This is a genomic window from Vibrio sp. SCSIO 43137 (assembly GCF_028201475.1).
Taxonomy (GTDB): domain Bacteria; phylum Pseudomonadota; class Gammaproteobacteria; order Enterobacterales; family Vibrionaceae; genus Vibrio.
Genome location: NZ_CP116383.1, coordinates 1,862,329 through 1,885,018 on the forward strand (window position 1 = coordinate 1,862,329; position 22,690 = coordinate 1,885,018).

The 22,690-nt window shown below is 47.1% G+C and carries 23 protein-coding genes; 8 read left to right on the forward strand and 15 right to left on the reverse strand.

The features are described 5' to 3' along the window. The gene (locus tag PK654_RS08685; protein WP_271695166.1) at window positions 1-735 is read left to right on the forward strand and encodes a dienelactone hydrolase family protein; all 735 of its coding nucleotides are present in this window, start codon (window positions 1-3) and stop codon (window positions 733-735) included. 50 nt (window positions 736-785) lie between these two features. On the opposite strand, the gene PK654_RS08690 is transcribed toward PK654_RS08685, so the two are convergent. From PK654_RS08690 to PK654_RS08720, 7 genes are all read right to left on the reverse strand, one after another. After that, window positions 786-1,544, reverse strand: coding sequence for an SDR family oxidoreductase (locus PK654_RS08690; RefSeq protein WP_271695167.1), 759 nt, complete (start codon window positions 1,542-1,544; stop codon window positions 786-788). A 9-nt stretch (window positions 1,545-1,553) separates the two neighbouring features. Continuing rightward, entirely contained in the window at window positions 1,554-2,450 is an 897-nt protein-coding gene (gene mmsB / locus PK654_RS08695) for a 3-hydroxyisobutyrate dehydrogenase (protein ID WP_271695169.1), read from the reverse strand. 14 nt (window positions 2,451-2,464) lie between these two features. Then, window positions 2,465-3,598 (reverse strand): enoyl-CoA hydratase/isomerase family protein, encoded by a 1,134-nt coding sequence (locus PK654_RS08700; RefSeq protein ID WP_271695171.1) that lies wholly within the window; start codon window positions 3,596-3,598, stop codon window positions 2,465-2,467. 12 nt (window positions 3,599-3,610) lie between these two features. Next, window positions 3,611-4,384: an enoyl-CoA hydratase gene (locus PK654_RS08705; protein WP_271695173.1), complete on the reverse strand. Its 774-nt coding sequence runs from the start codon at window positions 4,382-4,384 to the stop codon at window positions 3,611-3,613. A 36-nt stretch (window positions 4,385-4,420) separates the two neighbouring features. Beyond that, on the reverse strand, window positions 4,421-5,575 hold the full coding sequence (locus tag PK654_RS08710; protein WP_271695175.1) for an acyl-CoA dehydrogenase family protein: 1,155 nt from the start codon (window positions 5,573-5,575) through the stop codon (window positions 4,421-4,423). Between the two features lie 101 nt (window positions 5,576-5,676). Further along, window positions 5,677-7,170 (reverse strand): CoA-acylating methylmalonate-semialdehyde dehydrogenase, encoded by a 1,494-nt coding sequence (locus PK654_RS08715; protein WP_271695176.1) that lies wholly within the window; start codon window positions 7,168-7,170, stop codon window positions 5,677-5,679. Between the two features lie 82 nt (window positions 7,171-7,252). Continuing rightward, window positions 7,253-8,431: a thiolase family protein gene (locus tag PK654_RS08720; RefSeq protein ID WP_271695177.1), complete on the reverse strand. Its 1,179-nt coding sequence runs from the start codon at window positions 8,429-8,431 to the stop codon at window positions 7,253-7,255. Window positions 8,432-8,641: 210 nt separating this feature from the next. Between PK654_RS08720 and PK654_RS08725 the strand changes: the two genes are divergently transcribed. From PK654_RS08725 to PK654_RS08750, 6 genes are all read left to right on the forward strand, one after another. Further along, entirely contained in the window at window positions 8,642-9,028 is a 387-nt protein-coding gene (locus tag PK654_RS08725) for a MerR family transcriptional regulator (RefSeq protein ID WP_271695179.1), read from the forward strand. A 45-nt stretch (window positions 9,029-9,073) separates the two neighbouring features. Then, window positions 9,074-10,243: an isovaleryl-CoA dehydrogenase gene (locus tag PK654_RS08730; RefSeq protein WP_271695180.1), complete on the forward strand. Its 1,170-nt coding sequence runs from the start codon at window positions 9,074-9,076 to the stop codon at window positions 10,241-10,243. Between the two features lie 150 nt (window positions 10,244-10,393). Beyond that, window positions 10,394-11,938: a carboxyl transferase domain-containing protein gene (locus PK654_RS08735; RefSeq protein WP_443088744.1), complete on the forward strand. Its 1,545-nt coding sequence runs from the start codon at window positions 10,394-10,396 to the stop codon at window positions 11,936-11,938. Window positions 11,939-11,971: 33 nt separating this feature from the next. Beyond that, window positions 11,972-12,754 (forward strand): enoyl-CoA hydratase/isomerase family protein, encoded by a 783-nt coding sequence (locus tag PK654_RS08740; RefSeq protein ID WP_271695183.1) that lies wholly within the window; start codon window positions 11,972-11,974, stop codon window positions 12,752-12,754. Next, window positions 12,747-14,768, forward strand: coding sequence for an acetyl-CoA carboxylase biotin carboxylase subunit (locus PK654_RS08745; RefSeq protein ID WP_271695185.1), 2,022 nt, complete (start codon window positions 12,747-12,749; stop codon window positions 14,766-14,768). The genes PK654_RS08740 and PK654_RS08745 overlap by 8 nt, the downstream gene beginning before the upstream one ends. A 2-nt stretch (window positions 14,769-14,770) precedes the next feature. After that, window positions 14,771-15,685 (forward strand): hydroxymethylglutaryl-CoA lyase, encoded by a 915-nt coding sequence (locus PK654_RS08750; RefSeq protein WP_271695187.1) that lies wholly within the window; start codon window positions 14,771-14,773, stop codon window positions 15,683-15,685. 579 nt (window positions 15,686-16,264) lie between these two features. Here the strand turns inward: PK654_RS08750 and PK654_RS08755 are convergent. The 5 genes from PK654_RS08755 to PK654_RS08775 all read right to left on the reverse strand — a co-directional run bounded on the left by PK654_RS08755 (window position 16,265) and on the right by PK654_RS08775 (window position 19,241). Further along, a complete protein-coding gene (locus PK654_RS08755) occupies window positions 16,265-16,441 on the reverse strand; it encodes a hypothetical protein (protein ID WP_271695188.1) in 177 nt (58 codons plus the stop codon). A gap of 358 nt (window positions 16,442-16,799) precedes the next feature. Continuing rightward, entirely contained in the window at window positions 16,800-17,225 is a 426-nt protein-coding gene (locus PK654_RS08760; protein WP_271695190.1) for a hypothetical protein, read from the reverse strand. A 16-nt stretch (window positions 17,226-17,241) separates the two neighbouring features. After that, window positions 17,242-17,751, reverse strand: coding sequence for a Panacea domain-containing protein (locus tag PK654_RS08765; RefSeq protein WP_271695192.1), 510 nt, complete (start codon window positions 17,749-17,751; stop codon window positions 17,242-17,244). 222 nt (window positions 17,752-17,973) lie between these two features. Next, window positions 17,974-18,384, reverse strand: a complete 411-nt coding sequence (locus tag PK654_RS08770) for a hypothetical protein (RefSeq protein WP_271695193.1) — start codon at window positions 18,382-18,384, stop codon at window positions 17,974-17,976. Window positions 18,385-18,740: 356 nt separating this feature from the next. Further along, entirely contained in the window at window positions 18,741-19,241 is a 501-nt protein-coding gene (locus PK654_RS08775) for a DUF2199 domain-containing protein (protein ID WP_271695196.1), read from the reverse strand. Window positions 19,242-19,548: 307 nt separating this feature from the next. On the opposite strand from PK654_RS08775, the gene PK654_RS08780 reads away from it, so the two are divergent. After that, a complete protein-coding gene (locus PK654_RS08780; RefSeq protein ID WP_271695198.1) occupies window positions 19,549-19,788 on the forward strand; it encodes an RNA recognition motif domain-containing protein in 240 nt (79 codons plus the stop codon). A 46-nt stretch (window positions 19,789-19,834) separates the two neighbouring features. On the opposite strand, the gene PK654_RS08785 is transcribed toward PK654_RS08780, so the two are convergent. From PK654_RS08785 to PK654_RS08795, 3 genes are all read right to left on the reverse strand, one after another. Then, on the reverse strand, window positions 19,835-20,665 hold the full coding sequence (locus tag PK654_RS08785) for a DUF6933 domain-containing protein (protein ID WP_271695199.1): 831 nt from the start codon (window positions 20,663-20,665) through the stop codon (window positions 19,835-19,837). 135 nt (window positions 20,666-20,800) lie between these two features. Further along, entirely contained in the window at window positions 20,801-21,319 is a 519-nt protein-coding gene (locus PK654_RS08790; RefSeq protein ID WP_271695200.1) for a GNAT family N-acetyltransferase, read from the reverse strand. Between the two features lie 293 nt (window positions 21,320-21,612). Then, a complete protein-coding gene (locus PK654_RS08795) occupies window positions 21,613-22,530 on the reverse strand; it encodes a helix-turn-helix domain-containing protein (protein WP_271695202.1) in 918 nt (305 codons plus the stop codon). Window positions 22,531-22,690 lie beyond the last annotated feature (160 nt).

A 22,690-nucleotide genomic window follows, 5' to 3' on the forward strand; every position in this document is an offset into this window, starting at 1 on the left:
ATGAAAAGATTACTTACAGGCGTAATAACTGTCATTTTTGCAGCATACAGCTACGCAGGACAAGAGGTGGTCTATCAGGTCAATGGCGAAAATTATCAGGGCTACTGGGCCAAAGCGTCAGATAGTGCCCCATTGGTTTTGCTGGTACATGACTGGGACGGTTTGACGGATTACGAGAAGAAGCGTTCAGACATGCTGACAGAGCTGGGTTATAACGTATTTGCCGTTGATCTGTTTGGTCAGGGAGTGCGGCCGACTAAGATGGAAGATAAGCGGCAGCACACCGGCGAGCTGTACAAAAACCGCACCAAGCTTCGCAGTTTAATGCAGGCGGGTATGCAACAAGCCGGAAAACAAGGCGGAGACCTAAGTAATACCGTGGTAATGGGCTACTGTTTTGGCGGCGCAGCGACGTTGGAATCTGCCCGAGCCGGTATGGATGCAAAAGGGTTTGTTACTTTCCACGGTGGGCTAACCACACCAGACGGGCAAGATTACAACAAAACCAAGTCTCCCCTGCTTGTCCTGCACGGAACCGCAGATACCGCTATCTCGATGAGTGACTTTGCCAAACTGGCTGATGAGCTTGAACAGCAAAATGTCCCCCATGAAATGATCACATACAGCGGAGCTCCACACGCTTTTACCGTATTTGGTTCGCCACGCTATCGTGAAGATGCCGATCAGAAGTCATGGCAGTCATTCGTTAGTTTCCTGTACAAAAATACCGATTAAAAAGGAGGCCATAAGGCCTCCGGATATATTAACTAAAGCTGACGGCGGTTCTACATCCCCATGCCGCCGTCAACTTCTAACACTCTTCCGGTAACAAAGTCATTCTCAAGAGCAAACTTCACTGTAGCGGCTATCTCTTCTGCTGTACCAAGACGGCCAACGGGAATCATACCAACCAGACGTTCCATCGCTTCAGGTTTAATCTGATCCGTCATTGCGGTTTTTATTACCCCGGGTGCGATGGCAACAGAACGAATATTGTAGCGGCCAAGCTCCTTTGCCCACACCCGTGACATAGTCGCCACAGCGGCTTTAGAAGCTGAGTAGTTGGTCTGCCCTATGTTCCCGGCCCTCGCTACGCTGGAAATATTGATGATCACCCCTTCACTGTCTGTTTCCAGCATCACTTTAGCGGCCTCTCTGCCACATAAGAAACTGCCGGCAACATTCACATCCATTACTGTCTGAAACTGCTCCAGCGACATTGACAGAACCTGATCACCTTTCGCTTTTATAAACATACCGTCACGCATCAAACCAGCATTATTCACCACTCCATTCAGGCGGCCAAACTCTTTGCCAATCTGGCTGAAGGTTTCACATACCTGTGGCTCATCAGAAACGTTGGTAACATAGCTGGCCGCTTTTACGCCAAACTTTTCACACTCAACCTGTGTATCCGCCAGCGCTTCAGGATTTAAGTCAAGCAGAGCCAGATTGACCCCGTTCTCCGCCAGAGTCAGGGCCATGGTTTTACCCAGCCCCTGACCGGCACCGGTGATGGCAATCACCTTATTTGTCAGTTCCATACCGGCTCCTTACGACTTAGCTTGTTGCTGATACAGTTCAAACAGGCTGGAGAAGTCTTTCTGGGCATTACCTTGACTGTTATGCAGAGCAAACAGGTTTCGCGCCAGACTTCCCATCGGCGTCGATGCCTGACATTGCGTCGCCGCTTCCATCGCCAGACCGAGATCTTTCACCATAAGCTGACTCATAAAGCCGCCCTGATAGCCGTTACTGGATGGCACATTCTCCATCACACCCGGACATGGGTTATACAGTTCCAACGCCCAGTTTCTGCCCGAGCTTTGCAACATAATGTTCGACAACACTTCAGGATCCAGGCCATTTTTAATGCCGAGACTTAAGGCTTCACAGGTACCGCTCATCAGAATACCCAGCATCATATTGTTACAGATTTTCGCTACCTGCCCTGCACCTGCTTCACCGGCATGAAACACATTCTTGCCCATATGATCTAAAATCACTTTTGCCTGAACAAAACACTCCTGCGCGCCGCCGACAATAAAGGTCAATGTACCAGCTGTCGCACCTGCTACACCGCCGGAAACTGGCGCATCAACAAAGTGCAATCCTTTCGCTACCGCATCACCACCAACAGTTTTTGCCGTAGCAGGGTCAATGGTTGACGAATCAATAAGCAGGGTTCCCGGACGCACATTGGCAAGTACGCCGTCTTGCGAATAATAAACACTCTTAACATGCTGGCTGGCGGGCAGCATGGTGATCACCACGTCAGCCTCTTTAACTGCCTGTGCAATTGAGTCGGTACTTTTTGCCCCTTTCTCAATCGCTTTTTCAAGGGCTTTAGGGTTGAGGTCATACACAGTCACATCAAACTGTGCTGCCAGTAAATTTTCCGCCATCGGGCCACCCATGTTACCCAATCCGATAAATGCTATCTGTTTCATCCTAATCATCTCCGTTATGATACTTTCTCTTCCATTGATTTGTGGCTAAGTAACTGTTGAGCTGAACAAATTGGTGAAAAGAAACGTTGCAGCAGCTCAGGTGACACCTCTGAAACGTTCTGATGTATCCAGACCGGATCCAAACTCTTATCCACCAGCAGGCTTCTGACCCCTTCGCGGAAATCCCCTTCCATACCGCAATGAATGGTCAGGGCATATTCAAGCCTGAAACACTCTTCAAGAGAAAGCTCGCTATACTGTGTCAGTTGCTGGTAGCTAATCTGCATGGAAAGCGGGCTACCGTAAGCCAGTGAACCCTGAGCCTGTTTAAACCACTTATCACCTGCTTGCGCATTTAAGATATTATCCACAGTGGCCGCCAGGTCGCCGATCTGACACAGCTGTTTAATCTGTTCATTATGAGCCTGCATCAGGCCACTTTCGCTCTCTGCACAGTCAAACCTGTCTAGTACCTGATCGATAACTGCGTTTTTATCGCCTTCACTGTGCCAGCAGATTTCAGTTAGCTGACTTAAAACCGCCTCCTTATCTGACGGCTCTGCAATCCAATGGCACATCTGCAGCGCTTTCATATCTGCTGCATTGATCTGGGCAGAAGTTAACGCCAGAAACAGGGCATTATGTTTCGGTAACTTATTGAGGAAATAAGTTGCTCCTACATCAGGATAGAGGCCGATTTTTACTTCCGGCATAGCAAAGCGGGTGTTAGAAGCCACTACCCGTTTAGACGCCCCCATAAACAGACCGACACCGCCGCCCATCAGATAACCGTGGCCCCATGCAATTACCGGCTTTGAGTAAGTGTGAATCAGATAGTCGCAGCGATATTCAAGGCTGAAGAACTCCTCCATTGCATTACGGGCAGTCGCAGCGTCTTCCTCTTTATTGAGCAGAACCTGATAGATAGCCTGAATATCCCCGCCGGCACAGAAGGCTTTTTCACCTTTACCGTGCAGAAACACCGCTACAACATTGTCATCAGACTGCCAGCGCAGCAGCTGTTCATACAGCTGCTTTATCATGTCGTAACCGAGCGCGTTGAGGGATTTCGGGTTATCCAGCTCAGCTACGCCAATTACCGAACCATCAACACATTTCAGGTTAGATAAATTTACCTTTCCGGACATATCTCCCCCCGCTTAGCTGTTCCACTCAGGCTTACGCTTTTCAAGAAATGCGTTAACACCTTCAATCTGGTTCTTACCGTTAATCAGCTTCATAAACAGTTCTCGCTCCAATACCAGACCGGCAGCATGGCTCTGAGTGCGTTGGTTCTGAATCAGGGTTTTACACGCCTGAACAGAATCCGGAGACTGGCTGGCGACCTTATCAGCCAAAGCCAGTGCCGCTTGTTCAGCCTCACCGGTGTCGACGATTTCTTCCACAAGACCAATGCTTAACGCCTGAGCCGCTTTGATTCTTTCACCACACAAAATCATCCGCTTAGCCCAGCCTTCTCCTACAAGAGAAGTGAGGTTCTGAGTCCCTCCTGCACAGGGAAGTAACCCGACTGCCGCTTCCGGCAGCCCCATCTGAGCCTGCTGCTCTGCAATACGGATATCACAGGCAAGGGCTACTTCAAGGCCGCCACCAACCGCATAACCATTAATCGCAGCAATGGAAACGCCCCTGAAATCAGATAAGGTTTCGAACGCCTCACCAAAAGCCACTGCCATATCCAGCGAATGCCCTTTGTCGCCGCCGGAAAAGTTATTTAAATCGGCTCCCGCTGAGAAGAATTTTTCTCCTTCTCCCGTCAGAACAAGGGCGTAAACCGATGAGTCCTGATTCAGTTCAGTAATCAGCTCTTTAAGCTGACCTAATGACTCCAGCGTCCATGTGTTCGCCGGTGGGTTATCCATTGTCAGCAAAGCGATATGGCCTCGCTTTTCTAATTTAATTTGTGCTGTCATAGTGCTGTTATCCTTATACTAATCCCGCTTCACCGCTTAAAGCAGTTCGACGCCTTCGGTGAGTAATCGTCTGGAGATAATTAAACGCATAATTTCGTTGGTTCCCTCCAGAATCTGGTGAACGCGGACATCCCTGAAATGACGTTCAACCGGATACTCACGTATATATCCGTAACCGCCGTGTATCTGCAGCGCTTCATCACAAACCTTAAAGCCCACGTCAGTGGCAAATCGTTTCGCCATGGCGCAATAGGCACTTTTTTCCGGGTGTTTGTTATCCAGCTTGCTGGCTGCCAGACGAACCAACTGCCGTGCCGCCACCAGTTCAGTTGCCATATCCGCCAGCTTAAATTGCAAAGCCTGAAACTGGGCAAGAGTACGGCCGAACTGCTTACGTTCCGTCATATACTGACGCGCTTCGTTCAACGCCTGCTGAGCAGTGCCAATGGAACAAGTGGCTATGTTAATGCGACCGCCATCTAAGCCGAGCATGGCAAACTTAAAGCCTTCACCTTCTTGCCCTAACAGGTTGTCAGTTGGAATACGTACATTTTCAAAGGTAATCATCCGGGTGGGCTGAGCATTCCAGCCCATTTTTGGCTCTTTCTTACCGTAACTGATGCCTTCACAATCAGCCGGAACTACAAAAGCAGAAACGCCGGCAGCCCCTTCGCCGCACGAGCGGGCCATTACCACCAAAACATCCGTATCACCGGCACCGGAGATAAACACTTTGGAGCCGTTAAGCACATAACTGTCGCCTTCAAGAACAGCACTGGTAGTCAGGGATGCCGCATCCGAGCCGGCGTTAGGCTCTGTCAGGCAGTAAGAAGCCAGTTTGTCACCAGTTACCAGCTCTGGGCATAGCTGCTCCGCCACTTGTGGTTTAGCAAAACTGGCGATCATCCAGGTCGCCATATTGTGAATAGTCATAAACGCCGTTGTCGCAGTACAGCCCATTGCTAACTGTTCAAAAATAATCGCCGCATCCAGACGGGACATCCCCATACCACCGTACTCTTCCGGAGTATAGATACTGAGAAAACCCATCTCTCCCGCCTGTTTCAGCACGTCTTTAGGAAAGTGTGAGTTTTCATCCCACTCTGCAGCATTAGGTAATAAAGCCTGATCGGAAAACTGCTTAGCTGCATCTGCAAACGCCTGCTGGTCTTCGTTTAGTTCAAAATCCATTTTCTCTCCTGCCATATGACAAGTTATCTGTTGCAGGCCGGACTAATGCGTCCGGCTGCCCTTATCTCTAACCCGTTACTTACGCGAGTTACTTAAGCTGCTTATTTCAACTGAATAGTCATATTCGGGCCGCTTGGGATATCATCCTCAAACCAGCGGGAAGTAACTGTCTTAGTCTCAGTAAAGAAACGCACCGCCTGTTTACCATAGGCGTGCAGATCACCGTGGAAACTGCCTTTCCAGCCAGTAAAGGAGAAGAACGGCAGAGGCACAGGGATCGGCACGTTAATGCCAACGTTACCTACCTCAACATTGTGTTGATATTTTCTTGCCGCAGCACCGCTGGCGGTAAAGATAGAAGTACCGTTACCAAACGGACTTGAATTAACCAGAGCAAGGGCTTCGTCCAGCGAGTCCACTTCCATGGTCAGCAGTACCGGGCCAAAGATCTCCTGCTGGTAAATAGACATATCTGTAGTGACATCGCTAAACAGCGTCGGGCCTACCCAGTTACCATCAGGATAGCCGTCAACCTGGCAATCAGAACCATCCAGCAGACAGTTTGCGCCCGATTCTTTACCTTCATTTATCAACTTAACGACACGTTGTTTGGCCAACGGGCTAATAAGCGGGCCATAACCTGCTTTTTCGTCATTCCATGCACCAGGATGAACTTTCGCTAATTCTTCTTTAAGGTCAGCTATCCACTCTTTACTTTCACCGACAAATACAGCCACGGAAATCGCCATACAGCGCTGACCAGCCGCGCCTACAGAAGCACCCACCAGATTATTCACCACTTGTTGCTTATTAGCGTCCGGCATCACCACCATATGGTTTTTCGCGCCGGTAAAGGACTGAACCCGTTTCAGGTGATCAGTACCGGTTTTATAGATGTACTGACCAACACCAGCAGAGCCGACAAAGGAGATAGTACGAATGACAGGGTCACTTAATAGCCTGTCCACCTGCTCTTTCTGACCGTGAACAATCTGCAGGACACCTTTCGGTGCGCCCGCCTGTTCAAACAGTTCAGCCAGTTTCATTGCGGTCAGGGGAACCTGCTCAGAAGGTTTAAGAACAAAGGTATTGCCACACGCAATCGCCATAGGGAACATCCAAAGAGGGATCATGGCAGGAAAGTTAAATGGCGTAATACCGGCACAAACGCCAAGAGGCTGGGTATAGGAGTAACCATCGATATTGGTCGCGACGTTCTCTACCGTCTCGCCCATCATGGCGCTACAGATATTGGCAGCCTGTTCAACCACTTCAATACCGCGCCATACATCGCCTTTGGCATCCGCCAGTGTTTTACCCGTTTCGCTGGAAAGCAGAGTGGCGATTTCATCGTGTTGCTCTTTCAGCAGGTGCTGATAACGCAGCATCAGTCGTGCCCTCTCCGGCGCAGCAACCTCCTTCCATTGTTTAAAGGTTTCAGCAGCGTGCCCGATAGCGGCACTCATTTCAGCTTCTGTGGCACACGGCACTGAAGCGATAACTTCATTAGTCGCCGGGTTTGTTACATCAAGCCATTTTGCAGAGTCTGATTCGGCAAACTCGCCACCAATATACTGTTTTACTTTTGTTGTCATGATGACATCCTTGTATTCCGTTGATAGTCGGACGACTGCTGATCCGTGATCACATCCGGTTGTGATAAATTCAATTTCGGGGTCAGATTATTTCGACTGCCACAGCCGTTGCTTCACCGCCACCAATACAGAGAGACGCAATACCCCGTTTTCCCCCGCTCTGCTTTAATGCATGAACAAGAGTAACCAGTATCCGGTTGCCACTGGCACCAATGGGGTGCCCTAATGCGCACGCCCCGCCTCTCGGGTTAACCTTTTCCGCATCCAGTTCCAGTGCCTTAACCGCATGTTGTGTTACCACGGCAAAGGCTTCGTTTATCTCCCACAGGTCAACGTCTGATTTCTGCCAGCCGGTCTTATCCAGCAAGGCTTCTATTGCGTTGACCGGTGCGATAGTAAATTGCTGAGGTTTTCTGGCATGGGTGGCATGAGCAACAATTTTAGCCAGTGGCTGAAGGTTCTGTTGACGGCCAAACTCGGCATCTACCAATACAACCGCAGAAGCACCGTCTGAAATTGAACTGGAGTTCGCCGCAGTAACGGAACCATCTTTGGCAAAAGCTGGTTTTAGTGTCGGGATCTTATCGATATCCAGCTTCGCCGGCTGTTCATCGCCTTCAACCAACAAAGTACTTCGTCTGGATTTCACTTCTACCGGCACAATCTCGTCCCGGAACAAGCCATCATTAATAGATTGCTTTGCCCTGCTCAGTGACTGTTGTGCCCAGCTATCCATACTTTCACGGCTAAAGTTAAACTCCTGCGCCGTCTGCTCAGCATAAACGCCCATCAGGTTACCCTGATAAGCGTCCTGTAATCCGTCGTAAAACATATGGTCCAGCACCTGCTCGTGACCAAGACGAAAGCCTTCACGCGCCTTTTTCATCAGATAAGGGGACGCCGACATATTCTCCATACCGCCCGCGACGACCGCTTTGGCACTGCCTGCATTAATAAGGTCACACGCCAACATCACGGTTTTCATTCCCGATCCGCACACCTTATTTAATGTGGTTGCACCGATAGATTCCGGTAATCCGGCGCCTAATGCAGCTTGTCTGGCAGGAGCCTGCCCCACTCCTGCTGTCAAGACGCATCCCATTAGCACTTCGTCTATTTTCTCGTTTTCGAGCCGGCTCTGCTTCATTGCAGCCTCTATTGCCTTAGCGCCAAGAGTTCCTGCATCGGTAGAGGCTAAAACCCCCTGAAATGCCCCGATAGGCGTACGCTTAGCGGCAACCAGCCAAATTTCCTTTTTCATTTTATTAACCTTTCGTTGACGTATGCGTAATAAATATACTAACATTTACGTAAACGTCAAGTTAAAGGGTTTGGGTTGTGGTGTTAAGAGTTAACATCAAATGATAAACATTAGCTAATTCAAGGATAAACAGACGCTACATTTCATTTACTTTAACGTTAACGAGTTATATATTCGTACCGAGTTATACGAAAGTCGAAAGGTTAAGTAATGAATACATACAAAATAAGCGAGCTGGCTAAAGAATTTGACATTACAACCCGTAGTATCCGCTTTTATGAGGACCTGGGTCTGATTGCTCCCACCCGTAAGGGAAACACGCGCATCTATGACGGGCGTGATCGCATCAGGCTGAAACTGATTCTGCGAGGCAAGCGTTTAGGCTTTTCTCTGGCAGATATAAAAGAGCTATTTGAACTCTACGATACGGATCAGAGCACAGGGCAACTGCGCTACATGATCCAGCTTATCGAAGAGAAGAAAGCCACATTGCAGCAGCAGAGTGACGATATTAAAGCCGTTATGATGGAACTCAATGCCGCGAAGTCGCGATGTGAAAATGCACTTAAAACCATGGACGATGAAACCATCACCTGACCGATAAATTGACAAGGTGGTTGGTTTCAGGAAAAAGGATACAAAATGAAATCGACCTACTCTTCGTTAAACTTCGGTTACGATGCCACTATTGAAATGCTGCGTGAGCAAATCAACCACTTCGCAGCAACAGAAATCGCTCCTCTCGCACAGTCTATCGACCAATCCAATGAATTTCCTAACCAGTTATGGAGCAAACTGGGTGAGATGGGTCTGCTTGGTGTTACCATCAGTGAAGAGTTTGGCGGTGCCGATATGGGCTATCTTGCCCACGTTGTCGCCATGGAAGAGATAAGCCGTGCGTCCGCTTCTGTCGGCCTGAGTTACGGCGCTCACTCCAACCTCTGTGTTAACCAGATTTACCGCAACGGTACTCAGGCTCAGAAAGAAAAATACCTTCCTAAACTTATCTCCGGTGAACATGTCGGTGCCCTTGCCATGAGTGAGCCGGGTGCCGGTTCCGATGTGGTCTCCATGCAACTTAAGGCCGAACGCCGTGGCGATGTCTATGTACTGAACGGCAATAAGATGTGGATCACCAACGGGCCTGATGCTTCTACTTATGTGGTTTACGCCAAAACCAACCCTGAACTGAACTCCAAAGGCATCACCGCCTTTATTATCGAGCGCGGCTTTGCCGGTTTCACTCAGGCGCAGAAACTGGACAAGCTGGGTATGCGCGGCTCCAACACTTGTGAACTGGTGTTTCAGGACTGCGAAGTACCGGTAGAAAACATCCTCGGCATTGAAAACGGCGGGGTAAAAGTACTGATGAGCGGGCTGGATTATGAACGCGCCGTTCTGGCTGGCGGCCCACTGGGCATTATGCAAGCCTGTATGGATATCGTGGTGCCTTATATTCACGACCGTAAACAGTTTGGTAAATCTATCGGTCAGTTCCAGCTCGTGCAGGGCAAAGTGGCCGATATGTATACCCGCATGAATGCAGCCAAAGCTTATGTTTATGCTGTTGCCGCCGCCTGTGACCGCGGTGAAACCACCCGTAAAGATGCTGCCGGAGCCATTCTGTACAGTGCCGAATTAGCAACACAAATGGCACTTGATGCTATCCAGCTTCTGGGCGGAAACGGCTATATCAACGAGTTTGATACCGGACGCCTGCTCAGGGATGCCAAGTTATATGAAATCGGCGCGGGAACATCAGAAATCCGCCGAATGCTGATTGGCCGTGAACTGTTTGATGAAAGTGCTTAACCCAGCTTAAGCAAAAAACTTTTTATTAACACAAACAGTTTACTAAAGAAGGCGCACTAACCTGCGCCGGAAGGAGAAACAGCAACCATGACTTTGCTATCCAGTAAAATTAATACTCAGTCAGAGCAGTATCAAAACAACTATCGCTCAATGGCGTCACTGGTCGATCAGCTCTACACGGTGACCAACCAGATTGAAGACGGCGGCGGTGAAGCTGCCCGCCAGCACCAGCAGAAAAAAGGCAAGCTACCGGTAAGGGAACGTATTCTTGCCCTGCTCGACCCCGGCTCATCATTCCTTGAAGTCGGCCAGTTTGCCGGCTGGGATGTCTACCCCGATTATGTACCCTGCGCTGGTGTAGTCGCTGGTATCGGTGTGGTTAAAGGTACCGAATGTATGATAGTCGCCAACGACGTTACCGTTAAAGGCGGCAGCTACTACCCGCTAACCGTTAAGAAACACCTGCGTGCACAGGAAATCGCCGACAAATGCCGCCTGCCCTGTATCTATCTGGTGGATTCCGGCGGCGCTAACCTGCCCCGTCAGGATGAAGTGTTCCCCGATAAAGATCACTTTGGCCGCATCTTCTACAATCAGGCACGTATGTCGGCCAAAGGCATCCCTCAGATAGCCGTAGTAATGGGCTTATGTACCGCTGGTGGTGCCTATGTTCCGGCCATGTGTGATGTCTCCATTATTGTTAAGCAACAAGGCACTATCTTCCTTGCCGGTCCGCCGCTGGTTAAGGCCGCTACCGGAGAAGAGGTAAGTGCAGAAGATCTTGGCGGCGCCGATGTTCACTGCCGCGTCTCAGGCGTAGCCGACTACTATGCGGAAAATGATAACCACGCCCTCGACCTTGCCCGTCAGGCTCTGTCCCAGATAAACCACGTTAAACCGGCACAACTTAAAACCAAAGCGGTTCAGCCACCAAGGTTTGATGCACGGGAGCTGTACGGTGTGGTCGGAACGGATCTTAAAAAACCGTTTGATGTAAAAGAGGTAATCGCCCGCATCGTCGACGACTCCCAGTTCGACGAATTTAAAGCCCTGTTTGGTGAAACCCTTGTGTGTGGCTTTGCCCATATCCACGGCTATCCGGTGGGGATAGTGGCCAATAACGGCATTCTGTTTTCAGAGTCCGCCCAGAAAGGCGCTCACTTTATCGAGCTATGCGCCCAACGGAAGATCCCGCTGGTATTTCTGCAAAACATTACCGGTTTTATGGTCGGCCAGAAATATGAGGCAGAAGGTATCGCCAAGCACGGGGCGAAAATGGTAACCGCCGTGGCCTGTGCCGATGTGCCGAAATTTACCATTATTATCGGTGGTTCCTACGGTGCCGGTAACTACGGCATGTGTGGCCGCGCCTATGACCCGACCATGATGTGGATGTGGCCAAACGCCAGAATCTCAGTAATGGGCGGCGATCAGGCTGCCGGAGTCATGGCGCAGGTAACACGGGATATTAAGAAGCGTAAGGGAGAACCATGGAGTCAGGAGCAGGAAGAGAGCTTTAAACAGCCTATTATCGAGCAGTACCAGACTCAGAGCCACGCTTACTACGCCAGCGCAAGATTATGGGATGACGGCATTATCGATCCGGAAAAAACCCGTGATGTACTGGGTATCGCTATCTCGGCCTCACTGAATGCGCCTATTGAAGAGAGCAAATTCGGCATCTTCAGGATGTAACCACCGGAAAACCATGGAAAACAGGAACTGAGTATGACGGAACTACTGGTAGAAAAAGATTCAAACGGCGTTGCCCGGGTCACCCTGAACAGGCCGGAGAAATACAACGCTTTTAATGATCAAATCATCGCCTCTCTGATAGAAGTGCTGAACGGCCTTGAGCAGGACGATAGCATTATCGCACTTGTACTAAAGGCAGAAGGAAAGCACTTCTCCGCCGGAGCAGACCTTAAATGGATGCGCTCAATGGCAGAGAAAACCGAGGCAGAAAACCTGCAGGATGCAAGACAACTCGCCCTGCTGTTAAGCACCCTTGATAACTTCAGCCGCCCAACCATTGCCATGGTTCAGGGTGCGGCATTTGGTGGCGCACTCGGGCTAGTCTGCTGCTGCGATATTGCCATAGGTACACCGGACAGTCACTTCTGCCTCAGTGAAGTAAAACTAGGTCTGATCCCGGCCACCATCAGCCCGTACGTGATCAGGACAATGGGACAGAGGCAGAGCCGACGCTACTTTGTCACCGCAGAGCTGATTGACGCCAGAACGGCGCAGCAACTGGGCATACTGCACGCCCTTTCTGATAATGCAGAACAGTCGGTACAAGCCCTGCTGCAACAGATACAGAACAACAGCCCGCAGGCAGTAAAAGCGGCTAAACAGCTCTGCCTCACCTGCCACAACCAGCCTATTGATGAATCCATTATTGAATACACCAGCCAAGCCATTGCTGAGATCCGGGTTTCAGCGGAAGGTCAGGAAGGGTTGAACGCCTTTTTCGACAAGCGCCCTGCCAGTTGGAGGAAACATGATTAAACGAGTATTAATTGCCAACCGGGGTGAAATTGCCTGTCGGGTCATAGCCAGTGCAAAGAAAATGGCCATTGAGACAGTGGCAGTCTATTCAGATGCAGACAGAACAAGTCAGCATGTTATTCAGGCCGATTATGCCGAATATATCGGCCCCTCGCCTGCCTCTGAGTCCTATCTGGTTATCGATAAGATCATTCAGGCAGCTAAAAAATGGCAGGCAGATGCCATTCACCCGGGCTACGGGTTCCTTTCTGAAAATGCTGAAATGGCCAAAGCGTGTGAAGCCAACAATATCCGCTTTATCGGCCCGCCTGCAGCTGCCATTGATAAAATGGGCTCAAAATCTCAGGCCAAAGCCATTATGGCCGGCGCCAACGTTCCGCTGGTGCCCGGCTACCACGGCAAAGACAACAGTAAAGAGACCTTAATAGCTGAAGCCGACAAAATCGGTTATCCGGTGATGCTAAAAGCCACCCTTGGCGGCGGCGGTAAAGGCATGCGGGTGGTCAACAGCCATAGTGAAATGCCGGCAGCCATTGACGGCGCACAGCGGGAAGCCCTGTCCAGCTTTGGCAACAGCGAAATGTTGATTGAGAAATGCATTATCAAACCGCGCCATGTCGAGGTGCAGGTTTTTGCTGATACCCACGGTAACTGCTTATACCTTTCTGACCGCGACTGCTCTATTCAGCGCCGCCACCAGAAGGTGGTTGAAGAAGCACCCGCGCCCGGTTTGTCAGATCAGCTTCGTCAACAGATGGGTGAAGCCGCAGTTCTGGCCGCCAAAGCCATCAACTATGTTGGCGCAGGTACGGTCGAATTCTTACTGGATAGCTCCGGTCACTTCTATTTTATGGAGATGAATACCCGCCTGCAGGTAGAACATCCCGTTACTGAAATGATTACCGGAATCGACTTAGTCGACTGGCAGTTCCGTGTTGCCTCAGGTGAACCTCTGCCCATAACACAGCAGCAGATCAGCCATAACGGCCACGCCATTGAGCTGAGAATTTACGCCGAAGATGCCGATAACGGTTTTATGCCTTCGACGGGCAAAATCACCCGTATGCAGGAACCAAAAGCTGACCGTTACGTTAGGCTGGACAGCGGCGTAACCGAGGGAGATGTGATTAGCGAATATTACGACCCGATGATCAGCAAACTGATTGTGTGGGGACAAGACCGCAATATCGCCACCAGCAGACTAAAAAAAGCCCTGAGCGAGTACCATATTCAGGGAGTGACCACCAATATCGGCTATATGCACTCCATTATCTCTCTATCCGCCTTTACTGAAACCAAGCTGGATACGGATTTTCTTATCACTCATGAACAGGCGATTGAACAGCAACACCATGTAGATGATGCCGCTTGGCTGATGATGGCGGCAGCGGCACGATGGCAAAAATTGAACGAACAAACTGATAGCGAACTCGCCTCACCTAACCGGCAGGGCTTTAGGTTATCGCCCGCTAACCTGTTCCGTTTTAACTTCAGTGATCAGCATAACCATCAGTTAATACTGCGCTCTGAAAACAACCAAGGTAACGACGGGTTTAGTGTCACTATTTCTGATCTCAGCGAAGAGCAATCCACACATACTCTTTCTGTGCTCAACAGCGGTGAGGAGATGCTGATTGAAGCGGATGGTAAGCGTTATAAGTTTATGGCCGACAGCGATGAACAGAGCACTGCGGTTTTCTATCAGGGTCAGCAACGTAGTTACCAACACCATGCTAACTATGAATCAGACGATTCCGGCAGTGATGAGCTGCACCCGACGGCACCGCTAAACGGTATTGTCTCTGCCATTCTGGTAAACAAAGGCGACAAGGTGAAAGCCGGAGATCCTCTGCTGGTGATGGAAGCGATGAAGATGGAGTACACCATCAGCTCTTCCCAGCATGCTTTGGTGGATGAGGTTCTTTTCCAGTTGGGCGATCAGGTTCAACACGGCTCGGTACTGGTTAATCTATCCCCTTGTGACCAGCTTTCAACCAGTGAAGTGGAGGCGTGATTATGTTACCCACTCAGGCAAATTTGCCCACTCAGGTAAACATAGTAGAAGTAGGCCCACGCGACGGCCTGCAAAACGAAGCCGCCGTATCACTGGAAGCAAAAATCCGGCTTATCGACCAGCTTAGCCAAAGCGGGTTAAAGCATATTGAATCCGGCTCGTTTGTGTCACCCAAATGGGTGCCACAGATGGCCGATTCGGAGCAGGTTTTTACCGGAATAAAGCGCAAAAGCGATGTGGTGTACAGCGCCCTGACCCCCAATATGGCAGGGCTTGAACGGGCACTGGCCTGCGAAGTAAACCAGATAGCAGTATTTGTCTCCGCGTCTGAAAGCTTTAGCCGGAAGAACATTAACTGCTCAATCAGCGAGAGCATTAAACGCTTTGAACCTATTATGGATCTGGCAAAGCAGCGTAGTATTCCGGTAAGGGGCTACCTCTCCTGCACCATGGTTTGCCCTTACGAGGGCGCTATATCTGTCAGTCAAACTACCGCTATCGCCAAAGAGCTGTATGAGATGGGCTGCTACGAAGTCTCACTAGGTGACACCGTTGGTAAGGCAACACCCAACCTTGTTGCCGCCATGCTGGACAGTTTGCTTCAGCAGCTTGCAAAAGAGACGCTCGCTGTTCATTTTCACGATACCTGGGGACAAGCACTGGCGAACATCTATCAGGCACTCACCATGGGCATCAACACCATAGACAGTGCTGTAGCTGGCTTAGGCGGCTGCCCTTATGCCAACGGAGCCAGCGGTAACGTTGCTACAGAAGAAGTGCTCTACCTCTGCCAGCAAATGGGCATAGAAACCGGTGTCGATCTGGCAACAGTAAACCAAGCTGGCTGGGAGATCTGTAACGCCTTAGGCAGAGAACCAGTTTCTAAGGTTGCCTTGGCGCTGGGGAGGCCGGAGTAAGGGAAGGTTTAGCTGTAAGTATCAAGGTATTGCTGTTTTACAAACATGAATGCCTTGATGCTTAAACGATACACGTATACAAAGTAACCAATGACTCATTTGCGTTATCAATAAGAACATCAAATCCATGTTGGCTATAATGCCTAATTAACTCTTCAGAACGCTCACATTCCAGTATAACGGTACGCCCGCCAACCAGATCTTTTGCCTGATCAATTATGGCGTAAATTTCATCAAGTATATCTTGCAACCGAATAGGGTTGCTTTCTATTGAATAGTTCTTCCCTATCTGCCCAATAAGGTATGTCCGAATACTTTCAGATGATTTACTTATACCATCCAATTTCTTAATTTTTGTCTTGGAAATAGTCGAACAAATTAATGAAACGTCCTTAAAGGACAAAGAAAAATAAGCAAGTATATCACCTACTTCAGTGTCAATGATCAGGTAAGTTCTGGAATTATCGCTTTGTTCGAATCGTATGGCTTTGGTTTTAAGGAACTGTTCTACATCGGAGTTTTTAGGGCAGGAAAAAGAGGATAAAAGCTTTCGACATTCATCTTCATCAAAAGCTTTTATCAGTTTTCTAAGTTTGACAATTTGCGTCTTAATAGGTTGATCCCTTCCGACTCATCAGACTTATAATCTCTCTTCTTAATTGAGATTTTTCTCGGGTGGACAGTTGCCCGCTTCAACTTTTGAATAACCTCTTTGTCGGTTACGGTAAAGTCTTTATCAAATGAAGTTGTCGCCATAAGCTAACTCCTGTCATGTTGTGTCGCTTGTTAATTATACAATTCACAGTAACTGAGTTCTACCTTACCCCTGACTCCCTAACCATAAAATACGACTGATACTTTATAGTCACTCGCATATTTTGTGTTGCTATATACGACAAAACTGTGCTCTGAGCTGTGGCGTTCCAATCACACTGAAGTAAAGTCGAACGGTTTAGTCCCTTTTGGGAAGCAAACCACTCCATGAACGCCGACTAATCGTTGCGACGCTCTGCGTCGCAATGCGTATCTTGGGATAAGGTGAGTGCGAATTATAGAATAGAAGCCGCTTAGAATATTTAAACAAAGATCAGAAGCTCACTTGCTAAACGCAAACTTATTCTATCGAGGTTCTCAGGGCTGAAGTAATAGCTTTCTTTTCCTTGCCAGTTAACGTCATGTTGTTATGTTCAATAACATGGATGATTTCTGCAATGACATACGACTTAAGCCTTCCAACTTTGTGGCTGGCAAGATCATTAAAAGTAACCTGCTTTTCATATATCACTGTTGATGTATCAACACGATCTGAGCAGTCTGCGATAGAATCATGAGTCAGAAAATCTTTATGGTCTTCATATGGAACGTCAACTTGACATGCATAAAGATTAGAATTGTTAGCAATATAATTACTTATTTCAGAGTTTATTATGAAAAACTCATAAGGCTTAGTTTTAAGTAATATTACAAACTTGGGTTTAGTTACTTGAGGAAAGTTACATACCAACTTAAAAACATCACCAGGAAGAACCAGAGTTGACATTATCTTCAGGCTCTCATCAAGATGAAAGGTGCTTAATAAGATCTTCACCGTTAGGCAAAGTCTTAATCATTTCTCGGTACTCAATTTCTCTATTATCTTGAGCTGACTCCCAAGCGCTATCGTGACTCTCATCTTTAAGCTGTTGGAAAGTTTTGCTCCCGTGAGTCGCAATGCTTTCGTCTAAACACATAACATCTGATGGTGAAAACTCATCTTCATCATAATCACGCAATGCCTTAATGGTGTTACCTTCTACGGCAAATTCAGAAACAAGTTCGTGATGGCTAAAATCTCTTACCGCCTTGAAAAGGCTATATATCTTACTCGGGACAGGTCCATTTTCCATTTTGATATACACATCACCAAAGATTGGACGCCCGAACCTCTCCATATGAAGAAGATCTGCAAAGTAACAAACTTTTACCAGATGATAAACATCTGGAATTGGTGCTTTTTTTGCAAAATACACAATTGTTTCAATTGCTTTGTCTTCATTAAAGCTAAATCTTTGATTTAACGACACCATGGTATGTCTCCCGATAACACAAGCGGATTATGGTTTAAATCTATACACAAATCAATATTCACTCATGTATACATATACAGTATCAAACAAAGTTACGCGTAACGACAAGTTAAGGTTTTATCAGCGCTAAGTCCTTACCTAACTACCCCTAGGCAACGCACACACTTAAACCGACTCATAGCAAAATACCACGTGATACAAAACAGTAAGTTAGCCGCAATTTCATACACGACCAGCTTGGTAACGTAGCCCCATAGAGAACGCCTGCTCCTCAGTAATAACTTCTTTTTTCTTCAGCAGCCCTATGATCGAGCTAGGCTTTCTAGCAACCTCTTGAGCGATAAGCTCTATAGCTACATTCGCATGATATTGATTTATGACGTATTCAACTGTTTCATCAGTCCAAGGTAAACCGTAGTTTTTTGGTAAACCTTTAGAGATGTTCTCTTGTTGTTTTTCTTCGAGGGACTTTTTCTGTTTTTTCTGAGCGGGCTTAGTACGGAGTACGTAAAAAAGTGCCCGAATAACGTCAGGGTTATTATAGGGAGAATCCTCCGGGAAGTACTCTCCCGTGCTCGGATCGATACCATTTGCTAAAGCATCAATAATTGAATACGCCTTTTCGTTATCCATAAATACACCCTCAAGCGAGAAAGTTAATAATTACTACTAACACTTTAGTATCGTGCAAACACGAGCTCGTTCACTATACATAAGAAAATAACACTAACCAACTGAATAATATAAAGAATCATTCAGAACCACAATGGCTTTCAGGAGATAAATTACGCGAAAAAATAATACTACCTACACAAGGTATGTATTAGATAATTACAAGCCATTTATTATGGTGAGTAAGCAGGAAATGCCCGTATACACTGCAACGCCGGAGCATTGCAGCGAGAGGAATTATTCAGATTTGATAAACGGTTTTTGTTTAACTGATTACTAGTGGATTTAGATTTCTTTAGCTATCTTTGTTCAACGCATCACCGGCATAAATCAGAGTACTCAGCAGCGCGGTGGATTGTTATGCCAGACTGTTGCTCTTTATATAATGAACACTCTGGATCTTTAATTGTAATCATGGGTCTGGTTGTTGGCCCGGTTAGCTGGATTTCAATTTCTGAGTTCTCAGAATTGGAGTTAAGGTGAATGTTGTTTGCCAAAAGCCCCCGAACTGGCGCTTCATTTGATTGAGCCGGATCATCCCAAAGCTGCCAAATTCGGCCAAAGCTATTTTCTGATACCTGAGCCCATGCACCAATAGCGTAATCCTTACCTAAATCATGCACAGGCAGGGGAATAGTGCACCTGATATAGAAATACTCATCATTGCAGATAACGTAGTCGTTTGTGTATTTACAATGCTCATCAATATCTTCCTGACTCATGCTGGCTATGGCATCGGGTAGCTTGTAAGACAGTTCTAAGCCATCCGCCGGAACCATTTTGTCGCAACAGGGACATTTGATTAATTCTTGAGTCATAGCTTCCTTGAACCCTTGGTTATGTATATAAGCACTCCAGCCATTCAAACAGAAAAGGCCAAACATTGCGAATCGGCTTGAGTTGCTTGTTAAGTATAGTTCTTAACGTATTTTGTCATTGCAGTCTTTAAAACTTATAGACCTTCAAAAGCCAACCATAGTATGAAAAATGCCAAGTGTTAGAAATCAAATTTCCACGCCTTATTAGACACTATTACCCCTATATCGCTCCCGACACCAAACTCTTCTTGGTTTGCAGGCTCATACCTGAGACAATCACGCCGCAACTTATACTAGGCAAAATATTATGAAACTTTTAGTCCGCAATCTAGCGCGAACCACAACAGAACACGAAATTCGGGTTCTATTTTCTGCTCACGGTACTGTTACTCAATGTGATCTGGTTATGGATCAAGAGACAGGAAAATCTAAGGGGTTCGCTTTCCTTGAAATGCCTGATGAAAATGAAGCTAAAACGGCTTTAAACAGCTTAAACATGACAAGTGTCGCTAAGAGCAAAATCCGGGTTAAATTCGCTCAAAGCTAAACACCGAAAAAAGGAGCCAACTTAGCATGGCTCCTTTTTTTATCGATTAATTTTTGTTTTTATTATCTTTTAACGTTCTGGCGTGACTAAAGTCGATAACATTATCTGGAATGGTCTCTCCCCCTTTGAAAAGTTCACTGATTGCCTGACTGAACTCCTCATCCATCTCCTCAACATAGTAGTCATCTGAAGTAGGCATCATCTCTCGACGCAAAGCATTAAAAAACTGGCGAATCCGCTTGTCCTCATTCTCCCCTAACTTACGGTAGCTCTGCATCCAATCAATGAACATCTCTTCATCAGGATGAAAATAATCTTTCTTCTGTTTGGTCGAGCGAATCATGCTGTTGACCCATTCATCAAAGCCAGCAGCCTCTTCCTGCTCTTCGGGTAAGGAGCCAATTTGATATACCCGCTCTTCAAAATGCCACGCAACGTCATTAATATGGCTTTGCACGCTACGGTCACCACGTTGGCAAAAGATAGGCTTAGGATGAAGTTTGATAAACTGATCAAACATCTCTTCATAGCTTTGCTCATCGCACAGCTCGAACTCTTCACCAAAGAACTGCATGTTATTAAACAGTCGCTCAAGTAATTGGTTGGTAAACCCCGCCCAGTCACCTTTTCTAATGCCAACAAATACCATGGCGTAGCGGGTTTCTACATGCATGGCGATCAACACTTTTTTACGCTGAACGTTTATCGCATGAACCAACCATGCGCTAATCGGTGACTCCGGCTGACTTAACACATTCACAGGGCGGGAATCGATAACTGAGTCGGTTGGTGGCGATTCTAGTGGCGAGATTTTTTTACCGCTGCGTTTAACAGTAAAAAAATCTGCAGCTGCTTTGGTGCAGTTAAAAACGAGCATTCTATGGTGGTTCCTTATTCGCTTTCTCAAGTAAGTGTTAGCGTTCCTTCTCAAGCCGCAAGCGTAACGCTTCTTCTCTGGTAAACTCAACCTTGAGCCAAAGCAACAAACTTGCGTTAATGTCTTTCTAAACTGCTACTTACAAGGCACCCAGTATCTGGCAATGGGATCCGGGAAGACTTTTCCCGTAACCACTTTTTCGAACTGCCCGCCATTGGATTCAATGACCTTGCGTGAAGCGATATTGTTTTCATCGGCAGTAATTAGCGCCTGAGTAATGCCCAGCATTTTTGCTTTGGGTAGGGCTAGTTTCAGCATGATTTTACCCTTCCCCATACCACGATAAGAAGGTGCGATATCATAGCCGATGTGGCCTGCTTCTAAAGATAAAAACTCGTTATCAATATTATGACGAACCCGAATTGCGCCCAAAATATTGCGGTTATCGTCCACCAGCCAGAAGTGGTTACATGGCACATAGCCATCACGTAGATTTATACCCTGTGCTTCGTCCTGAAGCTGCTGAACATAGCTGGCGAAGTCAGTAGCTCCGGAACGGTAGAATTCTGCGTTTTCTGGATCATTATCAGCAAAATCCTGATAGAAAGCCGAAAACTCTGATTCAAACTCTATCGAGGGTGAAATTAATTCCATGCTGTTTCTCCTGACGTTATAGCTTTGATTTATGTGTAATAATGCAGACTTTATTTAAGATTTTCAATTAATAATCAATAGGTTGATACAAAAAGTTCATTCCATAAAAATCAGTATCCGCCATTAACTTTAAACTCCGGTATACACTCCCACGTAAAACATGGGAGCGAGAGCTTCCTAGCTCAAACAGTTTTGTCGTGTTTGAGTTTTTCGGCAGAAAGACAAGACAGAAGGAGAGATTTAATCAAGATTCAGCGATAAACACTTGTCATCAGACCCTGTAACCTTAATGACTAATGACGGATATTCTCAGTGCGATATTCAGATGGGGTCATTCCGACTTTGTTTTTAAATAGTCTCGAAAAATGTTGTGGGTACTCAAATCCAAGGCTGTAAGCAATGGTGGCGACTGAATCCTTGCTGGACAGCAAACGGTCTTTTGACTTATCTATTAAGGCATAGTGAATCCAGTCTTTGGTTGTCTTTCCTGTTTCTGCTTTCAAAGCATCACTCAGATAGCGGCTGGTCATGTTCATGGATTGAGCCATTTCTTCCACTTCAGGAATGGCTGCTGACTGTTCCATGACCGCCTGTAAACGGGTATCCAGCAGAGCATAAAACTTATCATACACTGAAGTATCCGCTTCTTTGCGCATTAAAAACTGACGGTGATAGTAGCGGTTAGCGTACATCAATAAGGTACTGATTTGCGACAAAATAAGCTCTTTGCTAAATGCATCTAAACTCTTGTTGTTTTCCGCTTCTAATGCATCAAACATGCTTGCCATATGCTGCTCTTCCTTCGCTGAAAGGTGCAGTGCCTCGTTAACAGAATAGTTAAAGAACTGATAGCGCTTTATCTCCTCTTGAAGCTTATGGCCACGAATATAGTCAGGATGAAAACAGATAGTACGGGCAACGGAATCTACTTTTATTCCACTCGCCAGTAATTCCTGATTAGGAGCAATAAACAACAAGGTTCCATTTGAACAGTCATACTTTGTACGCCCATACATTAGTTCGCCAGAGGTTATATGTTTAAGCGAAATGGAGTAAAAACCTGCCGATAGTGCAATGCTGTCTTCGCAGCTCAACTGGTTATTTTCGCTGTCAGAGGTCATTTTTATCACATCAATTAAAGGGTGCTCCGGCGGGCGAATACCAAAAACGGCATTTTTCTCAGCAATGGTTTTAAAGTGGACTGTTTTCATTGTTCGACCTTATTATGATGCTTAGTGCCAAGCTGTAAGTAACTATAGCCTAAGCCAGTTTGGCTATCAGACTAAAACTATTATGACTAAGTAACACGGTTACCACAGTGCACAAATCCGCATAATCTGTATACGAATTTACCAACTTCTCAGCAAACTA